Here is a 19,317-nt window from a genome sequence, read left to right on the forward strand (position 1 = left end):
TGGGATAAACAGAGGGAAGCGAGACCGCGAGGTGGAGCGAAACCCATAAATTATCTCTCAGTTCGGATTGCAGGCTGCAACTCGCCTGCATGAAGTCGGAATCGCTAGTAATCGCAGGTCAGCATACTGCGGTGAATACGTTCCCGGGTCTTGTACACACCGCCCGTCACACCACGAAAGTCATTCACACCCGAAGCCGGTGGGGTAACCGCAAGGAGCCAGCCGTCTAAGGTGGGGGCGATGATTGGGGTGAAGTCGTAACAAGGTAGCCGTATCGGAAGGTGCGGCTGGATCACCTCCTTTCTAAGGAGACACGAGACTTGAAATACAGTTTCAAAGATTACTTTTAGTAGTCGGATGTCATTCTAGGTCGTACACATTTGGCCTTTCTACATTGTCTAGTTTTGAGGGAATGCCTTCGTTTGTTTAAGTATCTGCTATTAAGAATTGTTGCAGATTCCTAATAATAAAAGATATTTAAAAAACTTGTGGGTGTATAAAAATTCCCGTAAAAATCGCGTATGATGAGTGTCGCTTAGCAACAAAGCGAGTGTGAGTCGAGATATCGCGGTAGATGAATGGGCCTATAGCTCAGCTGGTTAGAGCGCACGCCTGATAAGCGTGAGGTCAATAGTTCAAGTCTATTTAGGCCCACCATTCAGATTAGCCGAATTCAATGAAATATATCGATAATTGAGTATAAAGGAACCTGTATAAACTGAAGAGTTTATACAGGTTCCTTTATTAGGCTTTATATTGCTTTGCTTGAATCTATTTGATGCAGTAGAAAGGTACTATATGATGTGTTATAATGAATTCATATAAGTGTTGGTACTTACTAAGGAGAATTTCAAATTAATGAAAAATGTATATGACGAAATTCAATTATTTTATGATGAATGTATAGATTTTGATGGCATTATCGAACAGGCATCCATTGAAAAATATTTGCGCAAAAAAGCTTGGCGGGGAAATTCAGATGCGGATTTAAAGTGTATATGGAAAAATTTACAATGGTTTATTTATTATTTGGATTATATTGATCTGTATGATTTAAATGAACTTTCGGATTTGGATTATGCAAAATCATTGTTTTGGATTGCGGAAAACAATGGTACAATGGTTCTTAATGAAGATAGCGTAAAAGATTTTTTTGCGATATTAGAAGATTTTTACCGTTATTTGTTAAAAGAAAAACAGATTTCACAACTTGAAAGTTTGCGTAATGGAAAAAAATATTTTTTTGTTGAAGAGCAATTCACGCTTCCTGAAATCAAATCAACGGATGAAGAATTTTATGAAAATCTTCATACAACAAAAGAACTGTCCATGAAAGATGCAAATAAATTAAATGTTTTACTCGAAAAACTTTTAAATAAAATTGGACTTTATTACAAAAATGAAGAATTTTCTTTTGATTTTAACCGTGCCTTATCACTTTATTCCGGGCCGTTTAACGTAGTTCCCGACGAAGATGGGGAAGAATTTTGGCTTGGATTTTGGGATTATTATTTATTTGATTATCATTTAGTCAAGAATGACAGTACACCGTTGCGGTATTTTTATGAAAGCAAAAAAGATGTGTTGACGGCTGATGAAAAGCATATTCTTAATGATTTATTAAGAGCTAAGTTTACAGTTTTTTATATTAATCGTTTGGTGAATGAATCTGTTGTTGAATGCACAAACTTGTTGACGGACGAAAGAATTCAATTACCGACACCAGATTATGGCTTACATGATTATAAAAAAGTAATCCTTTATGGTCATATTTACCTCGATGGTGTTGTTATGCTAAATTATATTACGAGTATACCAGCTAGTACTATTTTACGAAAACGGATTAAAGAAGAGATTATGCGGCAGCAATGCTTGTATAAATATCAAGATCCAGAAGTAAATATTGAACAGTTTTTTGAACGTCATGCGATTATGGTTCGCCACACGATTGATATTCTAGTTCATTTGGCTAAAGTAAATGTTGTTGCACCAGAGCTCCTGCTGCATCAATTTCCGACAATAAAGCAAGCAATTGAAAAGCCGGATGAAGCGGTCACATTGCTTCTACAGTCATTGGCAAAACGTTACAAATTTAGTTTGCATGCTACTGATTTATTACTCAAGATGTGGGGCAGCTTTTTTTATAGTTTTAAATCAACAGATCGAGCGGAGTTTATAGCAGCTGGGATTTTTCTTTCGTTTGCGACGATCAATGGCGTAAATTTTATTAATAAAAAGAATTTTTTGAAAAAACTAGCTGTATCAGATAAAGAATTTTCTAATTCTTGTAAGAAAATTGCAGAAGCATTGCAGCTGCGTGTTTTTGATCCAAGATATTTAACGGAAGAAGGCTTTGTGCTTTCTTTATATGCATTTTAGGTAAGGGGGGATTTTCATGCGTTGTTCGAAATGTAATCGAGAAATGGATGAGACAGGTAAATGTTCCTATTGTGACTTAGTGGGAGATGATCCTGTAAGGGTAATGTCCCAAGAAGAACAAGCAACATATCATGGTGTTACGATTAATGATAAGGTTAATGAACAGGCGGAGCAACCATATATGCATATTCATAATCCCTATCAAAAGGTTTATGTAAAAAATGTCAATATGGGACATTCAAATTGGGTAACAAAATTGGTTATAGCACTGGTTGTAATGGCAATTGCTGCTTTTGTTTTATTGGTAGCTTTACCGGTAGCTTTAATCGGTATAGGTATCGGTATCGTTGTTTGGCTGATATTGACGTTTATTCGCGGATATATGTAGTATATATTTATGCCATTGTTGACAAAAATATATGGTTTTGTTATACTGAATGAAACTTCATAAAATAATTTTGATGATTAGGAATAGTACTCATAGGAAGACAAGTTCAGCGAGTCGGAGGCGGTGGAAGTTCGATACAAGTCGATATGAAGAATGGACCTAAGAAATGCAGTTTTGATCCGTTTTACGCGGGGTAGGGGCTGCCGGAAATATTCTGCCGTTATCAAGAATCGGGTATCAGACGTTTAGTGATCTATAGGTCTCGTACTTTGACTGAGTTGGACTGATTTTTAGTCAACAAGGGTGGCATCGTGAGTATAGTAACCTCTCGTCCCTTTCATAAGGGGCGAGAGGTTTTTTAGTGTATTTAAGAATTTTAAGGGGCTGAAGGCAATGCAGGAAAAATCAATACGGTTTAGAGAAAAAGTAGATGGTAATTTACGGTGGTTGACAATAACCACATTATTGTTAGCCATTGGGGTGATTTTGCGGATGGTTTCGCCAAATATAGGAGGAATATCCTTAAATTGGAATATATTGATGTATACAATGGCGATTATGCTGTGCCGGCCAACACTTGGACAAGGGTTGGGAATAGGGATTGTTTCAGGACTTGTCGCGACGATGTCATCAAAGGCCGCTTTACCATATGCAAATCTTATCAGTGATCCTCTTGCAGCTTTTATTTGTGCCTATATTGCAAAAAATCATTTTTTTGATTTTAAATTTCGTAAAGTTAATATCGAACCAGCAGTTTTAGTTTTTGTTACAACTTTTATTAGTGGTGGTACATTTGTTTTTATTACCAAAGTTGTTTTAGATATCCCAATTCCTGTTTTTTTATTTGTTATGCTGCCAACGGTCCTTATCGTTGCTTTGTTTGGTTTGGCAGCAGGTCAGATTTTATATCAGCCGGCTAATACAATTTTCAATTCGAATATCAATGCCCGACAAAAAGATAAATATAGTTTAAGTAACATCCATCTTTTTGTCCCAAAAGGGTCTTTTTCTGTATTAACTGGTGTCAATGGGGCCGGTAAAACTTCTTTATTGCTTACGATTGCGGGAGCGCGGATGGATTATTTTGATGATATATATGATAGTGAAATTAGTATAAATAATATTAGTGTATTGAACACGAGACAAAGTGACCTAAATCGCAAAGTGGGGATGGTGATGGATGATTACGAGGGTCAGCTTGTTACCGAGACCATTGATGATGAAATTGCTTTTTCTCTTGAAAATGCAGGGATGTCGCCAGAAAAGATTATAAAACGGCGTGCAGAAGTACTACAGATGGTGGGACTGGAAGGGTTTGAAAAAAGAAATATTTCTTCTCTTTCTGGTGGGCAGAAACAACGCCTGGCTATTGCTGTTATGTTAGCGATGCACGCAGAAATTCTGATTTTAGACGAGCCGATTGCTGCGATTGATCCCGAAGGTGCCATTGAAATCTACCGCTTATTGAAGGAAATTAATAAGACATATCATACGACTATTTTAGTGGCGGAACATGATTTGAAATATGTTGCGGATTTAGCAGATCAGTTAATTGTTATGGATGCTGGAGAAATGAAATTTGCCGGATCTGTCCATGATTGTTTAAATTATATGCATCAAGAAAAAATATACCCGGAAGCAATCCCATTGCGGTGGAAGATTTATTTGGAAATGGGTGATACCAAATGCTAAAATTAAAGGATATTGCGTTTTCTTATGATAGAAAACATAAGACATTGACGGATATTTCACTTACAATACGACAGGGCGAAATTATTGCCCTTGCTGGTCGCAATGGCAGCGGTAAAACGACGCTGACGCGGCTCATTATGGGGCTTATTAATGCTGATGCGGGCAGCATAAAAATGAATGGACAGGATGTAACGAACTGCCAGGCAGCCGATATGGCGAAACATATTGGCTATGTATTTCAAAATCCAGATCGTCAGCTTTTTGCGAGTACGGTTCGGGAAGAAATTATATATGGACCGATGCAACTGGGTTTTACTAAAAAAGAAATTGAACTGCAGCTTGAGGTAGTATTGGAGGCAACCGATTTAACTGCTTTTGCTGAATGGGCGCCGCAGACCCTGCCGCGTGGCATCAAGCAACGTTTGTCGATCGCATCAGCACTCGCTGCACAGCCACAATTGCTAATTTTGGATGAACCGACCACGGGCCAGGATTGCCGAGAACGGACCAAGCTGCTGCGTCTGATGCGAAAGCTGAACCTTGAAGGGCTGACGATTTTGATTGTGAGTCATGATATGGATATCATCGCGGAACACGCAAAAACAATGATTGTTTTAGAAAATGGCAAAATAAAATTTAATGGTGCGCCAAAAGAATTGTTTGCAAATGAAAAAAAGACCGTGGAGTTAGGTCTTGAAGTGCCGGAAGCAGTCCGAATCAGCCACGATTTGGGGCTGGACATTTGTATGACTCCGGCAGATATTTACCAAAAAATGCAGGGGCGGAGGGATTTGCATGTTTAGTTTTGCAGCGTTTACGAAAATTGTTTTTGCAGTTTCTATTTCTATTGCGGCATTCGTAACAAATAATATACAAGCATTGCAGCTTTTTTTCGGTCTTGAATTACTGGCTGCGGTAGTGAGTGGGAAATTTAATCAAATTGGTAAAGCCGTCTTATTGCTTGTTTTATTTGCAGCTTGTTTATTTGCAGTCCAAATGATTGCGGGCAGTTCTTACATGGTGGCGCTGGTGTCAGCACTGCGGATGTTAAATATGGCTGTTTCCATTTTGTTGATGCTTATAACAACTAAAACGCAGCAAATCACAGCTGCACTAGTCAAGCAATTCCACCTTCCCTATCAATATGCTTTTATGGTTACGGCAGTTTTCCGTTTTGTGCCGGATTTACTGGAGGAGAGTAAGGCTGTGCGTGAAGCACAGGCTTGTCGCGGTTATAAAAATGCAGGTAGCCCGCTAAAGCGTATTATTGGTTATATGACGATTATCAAGCCCATGGTTTTTCGGGCAATTATGCGCAGCGAGAATATGGCAGTCAGTTTAGAAATGCGGGGTTTCTCGGAAAGCAAACAACGTACTTTTATGGCTGAAACGAAATTGCAACTCATTGATTATATAGCAATTCTAGTTTTTATCGGTCTTTGCAGTAGTATTATTCAATTTGCTTAGTTCTTCTAAATGTTTTTGAAATAAAAAATAGCAGGCAACTTTATCTAATAAAGCCGCCTGCTATTTTTTGCGAAATTAGTTCAGGAGTTCCTGCTTGAGTTTTTTATACTTTACGGTATAGTAAGGACCGTTTTGTGATTCGCGATGGTCAAAGCCATAGGCACGTCGGCTGATGGCCAAAATTGGTGGAGCCTGGATTCGTTTGGCGACAGCAATACCGGAATATAGATTCCACCAGCGCTCCAAATCCTCAATGAATTCCTGTGGGGTCGGAAAATATTTTTTGACTAAACCAGCTTGGCAGCCGATTTCTGCTTCGAGTCGGTTTTCTTTATACCACTGTAAAATATCCTCTGGCGTTGCTTTTTTCCAACGTTCGACAAAAGAGCGGAACAGATAGTCATGATAAGGGTATTTGATAGGGTCGCCTTTTCCTTCATCGACTGCTTGGTTATGGGAAAGTTCGGCACTTGGTACGATATCGATTGTAGCTTGCGGAATTACTTCTTTATGAAAAACTTCTTGATTTAGATAATAAGCCAAAGCGTACACTTGATTTTTCCATAAGTCAGCTAAAGCTGCCAGAAAACCAGATTGATCACCATATAAAGTCGAATAGCCAACCGTCGTTTCGGCTTTATTGGCATTACAGGTGAAACCGCCGCCAAAACTAGCTGCCATGCCAGCTAAAATACGGGCAGAACGGTCACGTGCCTGAATGTTTTCGGCAACAAACGATGATACATGAAGATTGGATGCCGATGAATCTGCTAAATTGATAACAGGGGTTGTTTCAAATTGTTTAATGCTGTAATCAACGACTTCTTGAATTGGTAAAATTGCATAATTACAGCCAAGGTTTTTGGCAAGTTTAGAGGATAAATCTTTGGTGGTGTTTGAATTGTAGATACTCGGCATATTAATCAATAACACGTTTTTCGGACCGAGGATATTTACATATAAAGCGGCAGCGACGGCTGAATCAATGCCGCCGGAGATGCCTAATACGACTTTTTCCATATGAATGTTTTGTAAAAATTTACGAATTCCATATGTTAGAGCTTCAAAAATACCGGCCGTTTCTTGTTCATCTTGAATGGAAATTGGCAGAGGCTGGCTATTTTTAGCTAAGTTAATACAGATAAGTTTTTCTTCATAAGGTTTTCCATAGGCAATTATATTGCCGTCTGCTGCATACACGGTACTGGATCCATCGAAGGTGTAAATTGTTTTGCCATTGTTTTGAATGCCTGTATTGTTAACGTATAGAAGCGGTATTTTGTTTTCTTTAGCTTGTTTGGCAAATACACGATTACGCTTGTTGTTTTTACCAAGGGTATAAGGGGATGATGAAATGTTGACAAAAAAATCAATATCATATTTTTTGTGAAGAATTTCAAGTGGTGCCAGCTGGTAGTCATCGCTCCAGCCATCTTCACAAATCAGAGTGCCAACCTTTTGTGTTTTTCCATTCAGGTTAAGTTCGATAGGAGCCAGCAGATCTTCGGTAGGACATTTTAATTCAGTTGCTAGTTTTTGCAGGCTGAAAAAATGTCTGGTATCGTCGAATTCACGATAGTTTGGCATAAGTGCTTTTATACCAAAATCATAAGGCAGTTTCGGATGGGGAAGAAGCTTGCCCTGATATGCGGTAAAAAAAGCATTGTATTTTCGTACACGCCCGTCGTTGTTAAACTTTGCCCAATCCACGGCAATATTTCCAAACATAATATAGATCGTATCCGATGCTTGAATAATTTGTTGACCATGATATTCACAGTCTTTTAGAAAGGAGGATTGTTCCCAAGTGTCACCAAGTAGATAACCAGGAATGGACATTTCGGGGAAAATGATGAGATCTATATTTTTTTCTTTTGCCTCATGAATCATAGACAGCATTTTTTGTGTATTCAAGTCAGGACGGCCAGATTTTACTTCAAACTGCCCCAAGGCTATGTTTAACATGGTGAACCCTCATTTCGTTTGCTTTTATGTATTTTCATTTACACTAACAATAAAGTATTATGCAATTCTATATAAAAATAAAGAATAGTGTAAAGAATAGTGTTTTTGAGGACGACAAAATAGTTAAAGTCTATGTTTTGGGTTTCATTCTATGGTATAATAATTACTAGTTTGCGGTATCACCGCTAATAAATTCAATTTTAATTAGACTTAGTGTGAGGCAGTAAAAATGAAAAAAACGAATGCAGCAAGAATTTTAGATACTTTGAAAATTAAATATGAAATTAAAGAATATGTCGTTGATATCAATGATTTAAGTGCAGTTCATGTTGCCAGTCAGGTTGGTATGCCCGTTGAAAAAATTTTTAAAACATTGGTCGTTCGTGGTGATAAAAACGGCGTTTTAATGGCCTGTATCCCCGGTGGCGGTGAACTTGACCTGAAAACGCTGGCAGTTGTCAGCGGTAATAAAAAAGTTGAAATGGTACATCTTAAGGAAGTACAAGGCTTAACAGGTTATATTCGCGGCGGCTGTTCTCCCATTGGTGCAAAAAAAGAATATCCGGTGTTTTTAGATGAAAGTGCAAAAAAATGGGATATCATTGCTATTAGTGCTGGTGTGCGCGGTGCACAATTTCTTTTAACTCCGGCGGATCTTATTCGCGCAGTTCAGGCAAAAGTGCATCGGATTTCGCGTTAACAGTATTTATTTTAGCATATTATGGATGGATTATAAAATTTAATTTTGTAAAGGTAGAAGAGGAGATTAACATGAAGTATAGAAGCACAAGAGGAAATGCGCAGGTCTTAGAGTCAGCAGAGGCAATTATTGCTGGTATTGCTGAGGATGGTGGGTTATTCATACCAACGGAGCTGCCTGAAATCAATCATGATTTTTTGAAGAGTTTACTTTCCGCAACATACCAGAAGTGTGCAGAGAAAATATTGGGTCAATTTTTGACAGATTATACACCAGCGGAGCTCAAACAATGTATTGAAAAAGCATATGGAAATTCAAAATTCGATACAGCTTTGATTGCACCTTTGCAAAGCTTTGCCGATCATGACAATATATTAGAGCTTTGGCATGGTCCAACGAGTGCTTTTAAGGATATGGCTTTGCAGTTATTGCCGCAGCTCATGTCAACCGCATTGGTGAAAACTGGCGAAAAGTCTGAAATTGTGATTTTGGTAGCAACATCAGGTGATACAGGCAAGGCGGCTTTGGAAGGCTTTAAAGATGTAGATCAAATTCGGATTATGGTTTTTTATCCAAAGGCAGGCGTTAGTAAAATACAGAGGCAGCAAATGGTTACGCAGACAGGTGAAAATGTTGCTGTGGCAGCCGTGACAGGAAACTTTGACGATGCACAGACTGGTGTTAAACGAATCTTTAATGATATAGCCTTTAATGAAATGTTAAAGAGTCAGGGATTTCAGTTATCTTCAGCAAATTCAATCAATTGGGGCCGGCTTGTACCACAGATTGTCTATTATTTTAATTCTTATGTGCAAATGGTGTCTAACAATAAAATAAAATTGGGTGATCCCATTAATTTTGTTGTACCAACGGGGAATTTTGGTAACATATTAGCGGGATTTTATGCAAAATGTATGGGCCTGCCAATCAATAAACTCGTTTGTGCATCCAATGCGAATAATGTTTTGACAGATTTTTTGCGTACTGGTATTTACAATCGACAGCGAGATTTTTTTAAGACCATTACACCCTCGATGGATATTCTTATTTCCAGTAATCTGGAACGTCTTTTATATCATATTGGTGGAGGCGATTCAAAACAGATTTGCAGCTGGATGAGTCAGCTTGCTGAAGTAGGAAGCTATAATGTTGGAGCTGATTATCTGACAAAGATTCAATCTACTTTTTGGGCCGGCTGGGCAGATGATAAACAAACCGCAGCAAAAATAAAGGCTGTTTATGAGCAGCATAATTATATAATAGATACGCATACAGCCGTCGCTTGGCAGGTAGCTGATGAATACAAACAAATAACAGAGGATACGACTCCTACGATAATTGTATCGACGGCAAGTCCATATAAATTTAATGATAGCGTTCTCGATGCTTTAGCAATTGATAAAAAAAATGCCGATGAATTTGACTTGCTTGATACATTGGCAAAATATAATTCGGCTCCGATTCCAATCGGTTTAGCGAATTTGCGAACGGCAAAAGTTTTGCATCAACAAATCTGTACCAAGGAAGATATGATAAATATTGTAAAAACAGTTTTATAAGTAAATTGCATCATTCTAGAAATAGAGACCGTTCTTGTGACGGGCTCTATTTTTATCTGCAGGAAAATAGAGAATATATTGAAAACTTGAAAAATTTAGCAGGGATTTACTTCTTGATGGAGAAAACTAAACTATATAATACATGTGAGTAATCGTATTATGACTATATTATTAGATATGAGGGGTTGACTGACATGGGAATTAGTTTATCAAGACAAAAATCAAGCCACGATCTTTTAGCTGGAGCGCGTAGAGTTTCGCATGATTTAAGCGTAGTCGAGTTAATCGAAGAAGCCGTTAAAAATCAGGAAGGGGTACTTTCCGACACAGGCGCGCTTTGTGTTACGACAGGAAAGCATACTGGACGTTCGCCAAAAGATAAATTTATTGTCGATACGCCAGCTGTTCATGAATTGATTAGCTGGACGAATAATACGCCTTGCAGTGAAGATACATTTAATCGTTTATATGCGAAGATGAAAAAGTATGGGGAAGATCATCAGCTTTATGTAACTGATGTTTATGCTGGTGCTGATTTGGAAAATCGTTTACAGGTTAAATTTATTAATGAATTAGCCTGGCAGCATTTATTCATTAAACAGCTGTTTATCAAACCGGAAAAGAAACCAAGTGAAAAAGAAGGCTTTACGGTTGTTTGTATGCCAGGCGTTAAAGCCGATCCTGTTGAAGATAAAACCCATTCGGAAACTTTTATCATTTTAAATTTTGATAAAAAAATGGTGCTTATTGGTGGTGGTCGTTATGCTGGTGAAATGAAAAAATCAATTTTCTCGGTAATGAATTACATATTACCACAAAAAGGGATTTTATCGATGCATTGTTCGGCAAATGTAGGCAAAGATGGAAATTCAGCCCTTTTCTTTGGTTTGAGTGGTACCGGAAAGACTACTTTATCAGCAGATCCAAACCGTAATCTTATTGGTGATGATGAACATGGTTGGAGTGATGAGGGGATCTTTAATATTGAAGGTGGCTGTTATGCAAAATGTATTAAATTAACGGAAGACTCCGAACCAGAAATTTTCCGTGCGATAAAGTATGGTACAGTTTTGGAAAATGTTCATATTCAGGATAAAACAAGACATGCAGATTATTTTGATACACGCTATACGGAAAATACAAGAACGGCATATCCACTCGATTTTATTCCGAATGCTGTCCATCCAAGTATTGCAGAGCATCCGACAGCCATTATTTTCCTTACAGCAGATGCTTTTGGCGTGCTGCCACCAATTTCAAAACTTACGAAAGAGCAGGCTATGTATCATTTCTTATCAGGATATACGAGTAAAGTAGCTGGTACAGAACGCGGTATTACGGAACCTCAGGCAACGTTCTCTATTGGTTTTGGTGAACCATTTTTACCATTGTCACCACTTAAATATGCAAGATTATTAGGTGAAAAAATCGATAAATTCAACACCCATGTATATCTACTAAATACTGGTTGGTCTGGTGGCCCCTATGGTGTAGGTCGCAGGATGGACTTGAAATATACAAGAGCTATGGTTACGGCTGCACTCGATGGTAAGCTGGATGATGTAGACTGGGAAATAGATCCGATCTTCCAAGTGGCTATCCCGGCATCTTGCCCGGATGTGCCAACAGAAATATTGAAACCATCGAATACCTGGAACAATAAGAAAGATTATAAGATTCAGGCAAAAAAACTAGCAAAACGTTTTGCCGAAAATGTTGAAAAGTTTAAAGGTGCAATGCCGGATGATATATTAAATGCCGGACCTAAAGTAGAATAGAGGAAGATTAAGATATAAAAAGACGATGCCGTCAATTCACAGCATCGTCTTTTTATATCTTAATCTTATATTTGGGCGAAAAAAAAGACCCGAAGGTCTTTTAAATTTCAAAAATTAACGTCTGCCCTGGAAGCAATCGCGACAGTAAACAGGTTTTCCTTCAGTAGGTCTGAAAGGAACTTTAGTTTCTGTGCCACATTCGCTGCAGATAGCAGTGAACATTTCACGTTGTGGACGTGCATTACCATTTGATGCTTTTCTTGCTGCACGACACTGTGGGCAGCGAGCAGGTTTGTTTTCAAAACCTTTTTCAGCATAAAATTCTTGTTCTGAAACTGTGAATGCGAATTCTGTTCCGCAATCTTTACATGTAAGTTGTTCGTCTTGGTAGGCCATTATATAACCAACCTCCTATTTTTTATTAGTCACCATAAATGTGCTGGTAAGTTGGTTGGGTAATTGAGCTACACAAGCCATCTAAAAGCAATTCATTGAGTTACTATAATTTAGTATAACGTAACAGGTATAAAATGTCAAGAAATTCTTTTAAATAAAATTGACTGCTTATTATTCAGTATCATTTTAGCAAAAATACTTCGAGCTCATCGAGTCGTTTTGAAAATTTTTCGAGCGTAATTTCAAGTGGTTTTGGTGTCGTCATGTTAACACCGGCCTGACGTAATAAATTAATGGAGTAATCAGAGCCACCACTTTGTAGGTATTGTAAATAACGTTTTTGTGCAATAGGTCCTTCTGTTTGTAATTGCTCTGCTAAGGTTGTTGCCGCAGCATAACCTGTAGCATATTGGTAGACATAAAATGGACGGTAAAAATGTGGGATACGAGCCCATTCAATTTTAAGTTCAGGGTCGATTACGATATCATTACCATAATAAGCAGTATTGAGTGCTGTCCAGATCGTCTCAAGAGCATCTGCTGTAAGGGCTTCACCAATTTCTGCTTTTGCATGTGCGATTTTTTCGAATTCGGCAAAAAGTGCCTGACGATATACTGTTGTGCGGACTTGTTCTAAATATTGGTTGATAAAATAAATTCGTTTTTCTGGTTCTTTGACGATATGGAGCATATGATCCAAAAGTAGATTTTCATTGGTAGTAGAAGCGACTTCCGCACAAAAAATGGTGTATTCCGAGTTGATATAGTCTTGCTTTTGGCTGCTATAAAAACTGTGCATGGCATGTCCGAGCTCGTGTGCCAGTGTAGAAACAGCATTATAACTGTCATCGTAATTTAGGAGAACAAATGGATGCAGACCGTACACTCCCCAGGAATAAGCACCATTGCGTTTCCCTTGATTTTCGTAAATATCGATCCAGCCGTTATTTACGCCATTTAATAAATCTTTGATATAGGTTTGTCCTAGTGGTTGTAAACTGTCAATGACGAGACTTAGGCCGTCTTCATACGGAAATACGGTTTTTAGTTCAGGAACAATCGGTGTATACAAGTCATACATATGAATTTGATCCAGTTGCAAGACTTTTTTCTTTAATGCAACATAGCGATGCATTTGGGCAAAGTTTTTGTGAATGGTATCAATTACGTTTGTATAGACGCTAGCTGGAATGTTGTTGTTATCAAGCGCCGCTTCCAGTGTAGACTGGTATTTTCGTGTTTTTGCTTGAAACATAGTACTGTTTATATTGGCACTATATGTCGTGGCGAGCGTATTACGGAAAGATGAATACGTATTGAATAGATTTTTGAAAGCATCATGACGGACTTCACGATTGGTTGAACGAATCAATTGATTGTAGCGACCTTCCGTTAGGGGCGCTTTTTGACCGGATTCGGTTATTGTTTCAGGAAATTTAAGATCCGCATTTGTGAAAATCGTAAAAATATTCATGGCAGCTTGGCGCAACTCACTGGTTTTCGCTAATAATTCTTCTTCTATTGGAGATAATATATGACTTTTTTGTCGCAGCATATTCTTTATATAGAAAGAATATGCTGAAAGTTCCGGTTTGCTTTCAATTAGAGTAAGTAAGGTTTCGGCTGGTAACGCTAAAAGTTCTGGTTCAATAAATGCCTGTGCGCTGGCGTCATCACTGAGCAGTGTCGTTATCTGAGCCGTCATTGCTTGATAAGCGGCATTGGTGGCATCCGTATCGCGATTCATACGAGCATAAGCAAATAAAGAGCTGAGTTTGATATCGACTTCATCGCGCAGCCTAAAGCATTGTAGTAAATCGTTAGCATTGTTGAGTTTACCTTTAAAAACTTCAAAGTGTAGAATTTGTTCCTTTAGTTTTTCATAATCAGCTTGAAAAGCTTGATCATTTGGATAAATATCATGTAAGCTCCATTTGAATTTTGCTTCGATTTTATCGCGTGTTGCTACAGTTGCAGCAGATGTCGTATCGGTCGCAGACAAGTTCATTCGGTTGCTGAGTTTATATAGTAGATTCATAGGCTTCTCCTTTTATTATAAAAATCAAAATTTCAACTGTCATTAATTATATCACCAAATAGCTGGCAATATTATTTTTTTATCAGTATAATTGTAGAAGTGGTATTTGCAATCGTAAAATTAATGAGGTGAAAAATTGAAAGTTCTTTTAACGACGTTGAATGCAAAATATACACATTCTTCGTTAGCACTAAGGTATTTGAAAGACTATTGTCAGGATGTTTGTGAACTGGAATTGTTGGAATTTAGTATTAATAATCAACTTTTAGATATGCTGGGACAGATTTATGAGACAAAACCAGATTGTATTGGCTTTGCTTGTTATATATGGAATATTGATCTTACGCAAAAACTGATTCAATTGGTGCATAAAACATTACCAAATTGTAAAATTATCTGCGGCGGTCCAGAAGTCTCATATGAACCGCGTGAATTTATGCTGGGCATGCCTGAAGTTGATTATGTTATCCAAGGAGAAGGCGAAGTTACACTGCATACATTATTGGATCAATTAGAACATGGCGAAGTCTCAGAGGCTATAGCGGCCGTTACGCGGCGTGATAGAAATGGTGATGTTTTGGAAGGACATGCTATTGTTGTGGCTGATTTGAATACATTGCCTTTTCCGTATCATGATCAAGATATGAAAGCTTTAGCCGATAAAATTATTTACTATGAAAGTTCACGCGGTTGTCCTTTTTCTTGTCAATATTGTTTGTCTTGTGCGACAAAAGGGGTTCGTTTTTTAGATATAGAGCGGGTGTTGGGGGATTTACAATTTTTTATTCGACATAATGTACGGCAGGTTAAGTTTGTTGATCGTACTTTTAATGCAAAAAAGTCACACTTTATGCCTATTTTAGAATTTTTGGCACAAGCGGACTGTCAGACGAATTTTCATTTTGAAATTGCTGTAGATTATATGGATGCGGATGTTTTAGCGGTGCTCAAACAAATGCCTGTCGGGCGAGTGCAGCTTGAAATCGGTATCCAGTCGACGAATGAACTTACACTAAAACAAGTTTGTCGTGTGAACCATTGGGATGACATTGTGCATAATATTACAACAATACTAGGTTTTCATAATATGCATTTACATGTTGATTTGATTATTGGTTTACCGAATGAAGACCTGGTGTCTTTTGCTCGTTCCTTTAACGAAGTTTATGCCTTAAAACCGGATATGTTGCAAATTGGTTTTTTGAAAATGCTGAAAGGTGCAGGTATTACTGCCATGGCAAAAGAGCATGGTTATGTATTTATGAATATGGCGCCATATCAGGTGTTGTCCAATATGTATATGTCCTATGGAGAAATCCGCATGCTGCACACATTTGAAGATGTTTTTGAACGGTATTATAATGCAGGTCGGTTTCGAAATACGATTCAGTATGCTATTTCAATGCTAGGCGGAGACGCTTTTGCTTTTTATAAAAAATTGACCTGCTATTGGGAAAAGAGACAATTCCATCTGATTGCACATACAACAAAATCACTGTATCAATATTTATATGATTTTTGTAAAAATATTGATTTTTTGCAAATGCAGCATATAGAGCAGCTTTTACTCTTTGATGCATTGCTAGCAGATCATGGATCGATACGACCTTTGTTTTTGCCATGGAATCAGGATAAATATCAAGAAGAAACTTCTGCTTTTTGGCGCGGTGACATAGTCCAAAACTATATTTCAGAATATGTTTTTACAAATTGGCGTGATTTGAAGAAAAAATACCATATTGAAGTGTTTGCATTTGATATAATCACGTTGATTGATTCAGGAAAAGTAATTCAGGAGCCAACGGCAGTGTTGTTTTGTTTTGATGAAGGCGGAACTTCTTATCAGAAAATTGTATTGTAATTTGAGGAGATTGATTTTAACACATGGTATATAATGTTTATTCCGATTATTTAAAGAATCGTTATGGTGAAAAAGTTTATAAGCTGCCGATTGGTCTTCCCGTCACTTGTCCGAATCGTGATGGTGTTTGTGGCATCGCTGGTTGTACATTTTGTGGAGAAATCGGCGCAGGATACGAAAATTTACCGGCGAATATGACGGTAACGCAGCAAATTGATATTAATAAAGCCCATATTATTCCAAAATATAAAGCGAAAAAATTCATCCCTTATTTTCAGAATTTCAGTAATACGTATTTGCCGGTAGAAAAACTGAAAAACTATGTAGAAGAAGCTTGCCAGGATGATGTAGTGGCGATTTATATTGCGACACGTCCGGATTGTATCCATGATACGTATTTGGAGATGTTACAAAAAATAAAAGAAGAAAAACATGTTGATATTTGTTTGGAACTTGGGCTGCAGAGCGTTAATTATCATTCGCTGCAAAAAATCAATCGTGGGCATACGGTGGCTGAATTTATTGATGCAAGCCTTCGGATCAAAAACTATGGACTAGACACTTGTGCACACTTGATTTTAAATCTGCCGTGGGATGATAAACTGGATGTGATTGAAGCGGCCAAAATACTTTCGGCCCTTAAAATCGATCAGGTTAAACTGCATGCTTTGTATATTGTTAAAGGCACTAAAATGGCGGAGCAATATCAAGAGGGGCTATTGAATTTGATTTCATGTGAAGAATATCAAGAACGCGTAATGACTTTTTTGGAATATCTGGATAAGAATATTGTCATTCAGCGGATCATTGGCCGAGCCCCGGAGGCGAACACACTTTTTAGTAATTGGCATACTGGCTGGTGGAAAATTCGTGATACGATTATTAAGACAATGCAAGATCGTGGCATTTCACAAGGGAAGCGCTGTACTTATTTAAATGGGGCGGCTGTGCAAAAATTCATATGAGAATGGAAAAACGGCGGAATACATTGTAGTTATACGATGTATTCCGCCGTTTTTGTGTAAAATAAAAGACCGGGAAAAATCCCCGATCTTTTAATGATATGTTGAATTAAGCTTTGCCGTTAGAACCAAGTACGTTTACGATTTTAGCTTTTACTAATTCTTTAACGTAGGCTCTGGCTGGAGATAAATATTGTCTTGGGTCAAAATGATCTGGGTGAGCAAATAAATGTTCACGAATCCCAGCCGTTAATGCAAGACGCAAATCGGAATCAATATTGATTTTACAAACAGCCATTTTAGCCGCCTGACGAAGCATATCTTCAGGGATACCAATTGCATCAGCCATTTTACCACCATTTTGATTGATGATATCGACATATTTAGGAATAACAGAAGAAGCACCATGTAAGACGATTGGGAAATTAGGAAGACGTTTTTCAACTTCTTCTAATATATCAAAACGTAATTTTGGTTTTTGACCAGGTTTGAATTTAAATGCACCATGGCTTGTACCAATAGCAATTGCTAAGGAATCTACACCAGTGCTTTTAACAAATTCTTCAACTTGTTCAGGTTGTGTGTACGAAGCATTTTCAGCAGATACATTGACATCATCTTCGATACCTGCTAATTGACCAAGTTCACCTTCAACTGTTACATTGTGTTTGTGAGCATATTCAACAACACGTTTTGTTAATTCAATGTTGTCCTTGAAACTGTGATGGGAACCATCAATCATAACGGAACTAAATCCACCATCGATACAAGATTTACAAGTTTCAAAATCTGCACCATGGTCTAAATGAAGAGCGATAGGAAGATTGGTATCTTCTAAAGCGGCTTCAACCAATTTTACCAGATAAATATGTTTTGCATATTTTCTTGCTCCAGCGGAGACCTGTAAAATGATAGGAGCGTTTTCTTCTTTAGCTGCTTCTGTGATTGCTTGGACAATTTCCATGTTGTTAACATTGAAAGCACCAATCGCATAACCGCCTTTGTATGCTTTTTCGAACATTTCTTTTGTTGAAACTAATGGCATTTTATTACCCCCTAAGTAAAATATATATATATTACTAACAAATTCATTATACCACATTCTTGGGAATTTGTAGTGCATACTTAACTTAAGATACCGTAAAATCAAATTATTTTCAATAGAAAATCAAATAAGTTTTTGAAAAAATTACAAATAATAGAAAATAAGCTATAATGTAGATATAATACGCTGCATATCAAGTGGAATATCACAAACGACAGTGATGCTTGTGTGTGTAACAGGATGAATAAAAGTTAATTTACTGGCATGTAAAGCCTGATGATCAATTAAGTCAAGTGAACCGCCATAAAGATCATCCCCGATAATTGAATGACCGATGTATGCAAGATGTACGCGGATTTGATGGGTTCGTCCGGTTTCAAGTTCTACTTTTAGCAGCGAATAGGTACCGTTTGTTTGGAGGATTTGATAATGAGTTCGAGCAATTTGACCGGAGGCTGTGACCATGCGTTCAATGATGCTGGATGGTTTTCTACCAATGGGTGCATTAATCAGACCTGAATCGCTGGCTGGTCTGCCTGCAACAATGGCTTGATATGTACGTCTAAATAGTTTGGTACTGCCAGTGGAAAGTAAATGCTGTATTTGCGGCATTTTGGCAATCAAAACAAGTCCGGAAGTGTTTTTATCCAGTCGATGCACCGGATGGTACATTAACTGCAGATTGTTTTGTTTATAATAATATAAAATAGCGTTAGCAAGTGTTGTTTGTCGCTCTTTTGTTGTCGGATGAACAAGCTGACCTGTGGGCTTATTTACAATAAGGAGATAGTCGTCTTCATAACAAATCTCTAAGGGTAGCGGGGTTGGCTCAATGGTTGAATGCTGGGCTAAGGTATAGCAGATTTCGTCATCTGGCGATACCATAGCCAAACCAGGATTTTCTTTTTTTTTGTTGATGTAGAATTCGTCATTTTGTTTGATCTTGCGCCATAAATTTAGTGATATACCTTCTTTTTGACGTAAAAATTCTTTAGCGGACTGTGGAACTGTGGTATGTGGTACAATAAATGTTGTCATAGATTCTCCTTATAATTCAGGTATTAACACTTTTCTTTTTTGGGTATTT

Annotated in this window: 15 protein-coding genes, 1 tRNA gene, 1 rRNA gene and 1 other annotated feature; of the genes, 12 read left to right on the forward strand and 5 right to left on the reverse strand. The window is 37.7% G+C overall.

Going from position 1 to position 19,317, the window contains the following annotated elements; translation table 11 throughout:
* The 7 genes from BMY14_RS06030 to BMY14_RS06060 all read left to right on the forward strand — a co-directional run.
* Window positions 1-303, forward strand: a 16S ribosomal RNA gene (locus tag BMY14_RS06030); the annotation flags it as partial.
* A 277-nt stretch (window positions 304-580) separates the two neighbouring features.
* Window positions 581-657: transfer RNA gene (locus BMY14_RS06035), tRNA-Ile, on the forward strand.
* 201 nt (window positions 658-858) lie between these two features.
* Complete coding sequence (locus BMY14_RS06040) at window positions 859-2,379, forward strand: hypothetical protein (RefSeq protein WP_091830125.1); 1,521 nt, start codon at window positions 859-861, stop codon at window positions 2,377-2,379.
* 16 nt (window positions 2,380-2,395) lie between these two features.
* Window positions 2,396-2,767 carry a hypothetical protein gene (locus BMY14_RS06045; protein ID WP_091830127.1) on the forward strand — a complete coding sequence of 124 codons (372 nt, stop codon included), beginning with the start codon at window positions 2,396-2,398 and terminating at the stop codon, window positions 2,765-2,767.
* A gap of 64 nt (window positions 2,768-2,831) precedes the next feature.
* Window positions 2,832-3,106 (forward strand) — a binding site (T-box leader).
* A gap of 54 nt (window positions 3,107-3,160) precedes the next feature.
* Window positions 3,161-4,459: an ABC transporter ATP-binding protein gene (locus BMY14_RS06050; RefSeq protein WP_091830129.1), complete on the forward strand. Its 1,299-nt coding sequence runs from the start codon at window positions 3,161-3,163 to the stop codon at window positions 4,457-4,459.
* Entirely contained in the window at window positions 4,453-5,262 is an 810-nt protein-coding gene (locus BMY14_RS06055) for an energy-coupling factor ABC transporter ATP-binding protein (RefSeq protein ID WP_091830131.1), read from the forward strand. The genes BMY14_RS06050 and BMY14_RS06055 overlap by 7 nt, the downstream gene beginning before the upstream one ends.
* On the forward strand, window positions 5,255-5,926 hold the full coding sequence (locus BMY14_RS06060; RefSeq protein ID WP_091830133.1) for an energy-coupling factor transporter transmembrane component T family protein: 672 nt from the start codon (window positions 5,255-5,257) through the stop codon (window positions 5,924-5,926). The genes BMY14_RS06055 and BMY14_RS06060 overlap by 8 nt, the downstream gene beginning before the upstream one ends.
* A 75-nt stretch (window positions 5,927-6,001) precedes the next feature.
* On the opposite strand, the gene nadE is transcribed toward BMY14_RS06060, so the two are convergent.
* Window positions 6,002-7,891 (reverse strand): NAD(+) synthase, encoded by a 1,890-nt coding sequence (nadE, locus tag BMY14_RS06065; protein WP_091830135.1) that lies wholly within the window; start codon window positions 7,889-7,891, stop codon window positions 6,002-6,004.
* 229 nt (window positions 7,892-8,120) lie between these two features.
* On the opposite strand from nadE, the gene ybaK reads away from it, so the two are divergent.
* The 3 genes from ybaK (at window position 8,121) to pckA (ending at window position 11,928) form a co-directional block, all read left to right on the forward strand.
* Window positions 8,121-8,591: a Cys-tRNA(Pro) deacylase gene (ybaK, locus tag BMY14_RS06070; protein ID WP_091830137.1), complete on the forward strand. Its 471-nt coding sequence runs from the start codon at window positions 8,121-8,123 to the stop codon at window positions 8,589-8,591.
* Window positions 8,592-8,662: 71 nt separating this feature from the next.
* Window positions 8,663-10,150, forward strand: coding sequence for a threonine synthase (gene thrC / locus BMY14_RS06075; RefSeq protein ID WP_091830139.1), 1,488 nt, complete (start codon window positions 8,663-8,665; stop codon window positions 10,148-10,150).
* Window positions 10,151-10,344: 194 nt separating this feature from the next.
* A complete protein-coding gene (gene pckA, locus BMY14_RS06080; protein ID WP_091830141.1) occupies window positions 10,345-11,928 on the forward strand; it encodes a phosphoenolpyruvate carboxykinase (ATP) in 1,584 nt (527 codons plus the stop codon).
* Between the two features lie 114 nt (window positions 11,929-12,042).
* Here the strand turns inward: pckA and BMY14_RS06085 are convergent, their stop codons facing one another.
* Window positions 12,043-12,324, reverse strand: a complete 282-nt coding sequence (locus tag BMY14_RS06085) for a zinc-ribbon domain containing protein (RefSeq protein ID WP_019554309.1) — start codon at window positions 12,322-12,324, stop codon at window positions 12,043-12,045.
* A gap of 181 nt (window positions 12,325-12,505) precedes the next feature.
* Window positions 12,506-14,362, reverse strand: a complete 1,857-nt coding sequence (pepF, locus tag BMY14_RS06090; protein ID WP_091830143.1) for an oligoendopeptidase F — start codon at window positions 14,360-14,362, stop codon at window positions 12,506-12,508.
* Between the two features lie 136 nt (window positions 14,363-14,498).
* Between pepF and BMY14_RS06095 the strand changes: the two genes are divergently transcribed.
* Window positions 14,499-16,223, forward strand: a complete 1,725-nt coding sequence (locus tag BMY14_RS06095; protein WP_091830145.1) for a B12-binding domain-containing radical SAM protein — start codon at window positions 14,499-14,501, stop codon at window positions 16,221-16,223.
* 23 nt (window positions 16,224-16,246) lie between these two features.
* A complete protein-coding gene (gene mnmL, locus BMY14_RS06100) occupies window positions 16,247-17,188 on the forward strand; it encodes a tRNA modification radical SAM protein MnmL/YtqA (RefSeq protein WP_091830147.1) in 942 nt (313 codons plus the stop codon).
* A gap of 106 nt (window positions 17,189-17,294) precedes the next feature.
* Here mnmL and fba read toward each other — a convergent pair whose 3' ends face one another.
* A complete protein-coding gene (gene fba, locus BMY14_RS06105; RefSeq protein ID WP_091830149.1) occupies window positions 17,295-18,230 on the reverse strand; it encodes a class II fructose-1,6-bisphosphate aldolase in 936 nt (311 codons plus the stop codon).
* A gap of 165 nt (window positions 18,231-18,395) precedes the next feature.
* Complete coding sequence (locus BMY14_RS06110) at window positions 18,396-19,268, reverse strand: RluA family pseudouridine synthase (RefSeq protein ID WP_091830151.1); 873 nt, start codon at window positions 19,266-19,268, stop codon at window positions 18,396-18,398.
* Window positions 19,269-19,317 lie beyond the last annotated feature (49 nt).

Origin of the sequence: Propionispira arboris (genome assembly GCF_900109225.1) — a bacterium.
Taxonomy (GTDB): Bacteria; Bacillota; Negativicutes; order Selenomonadales; family Selenomonadaceae; genus Propionispira; species Propionispira arboris.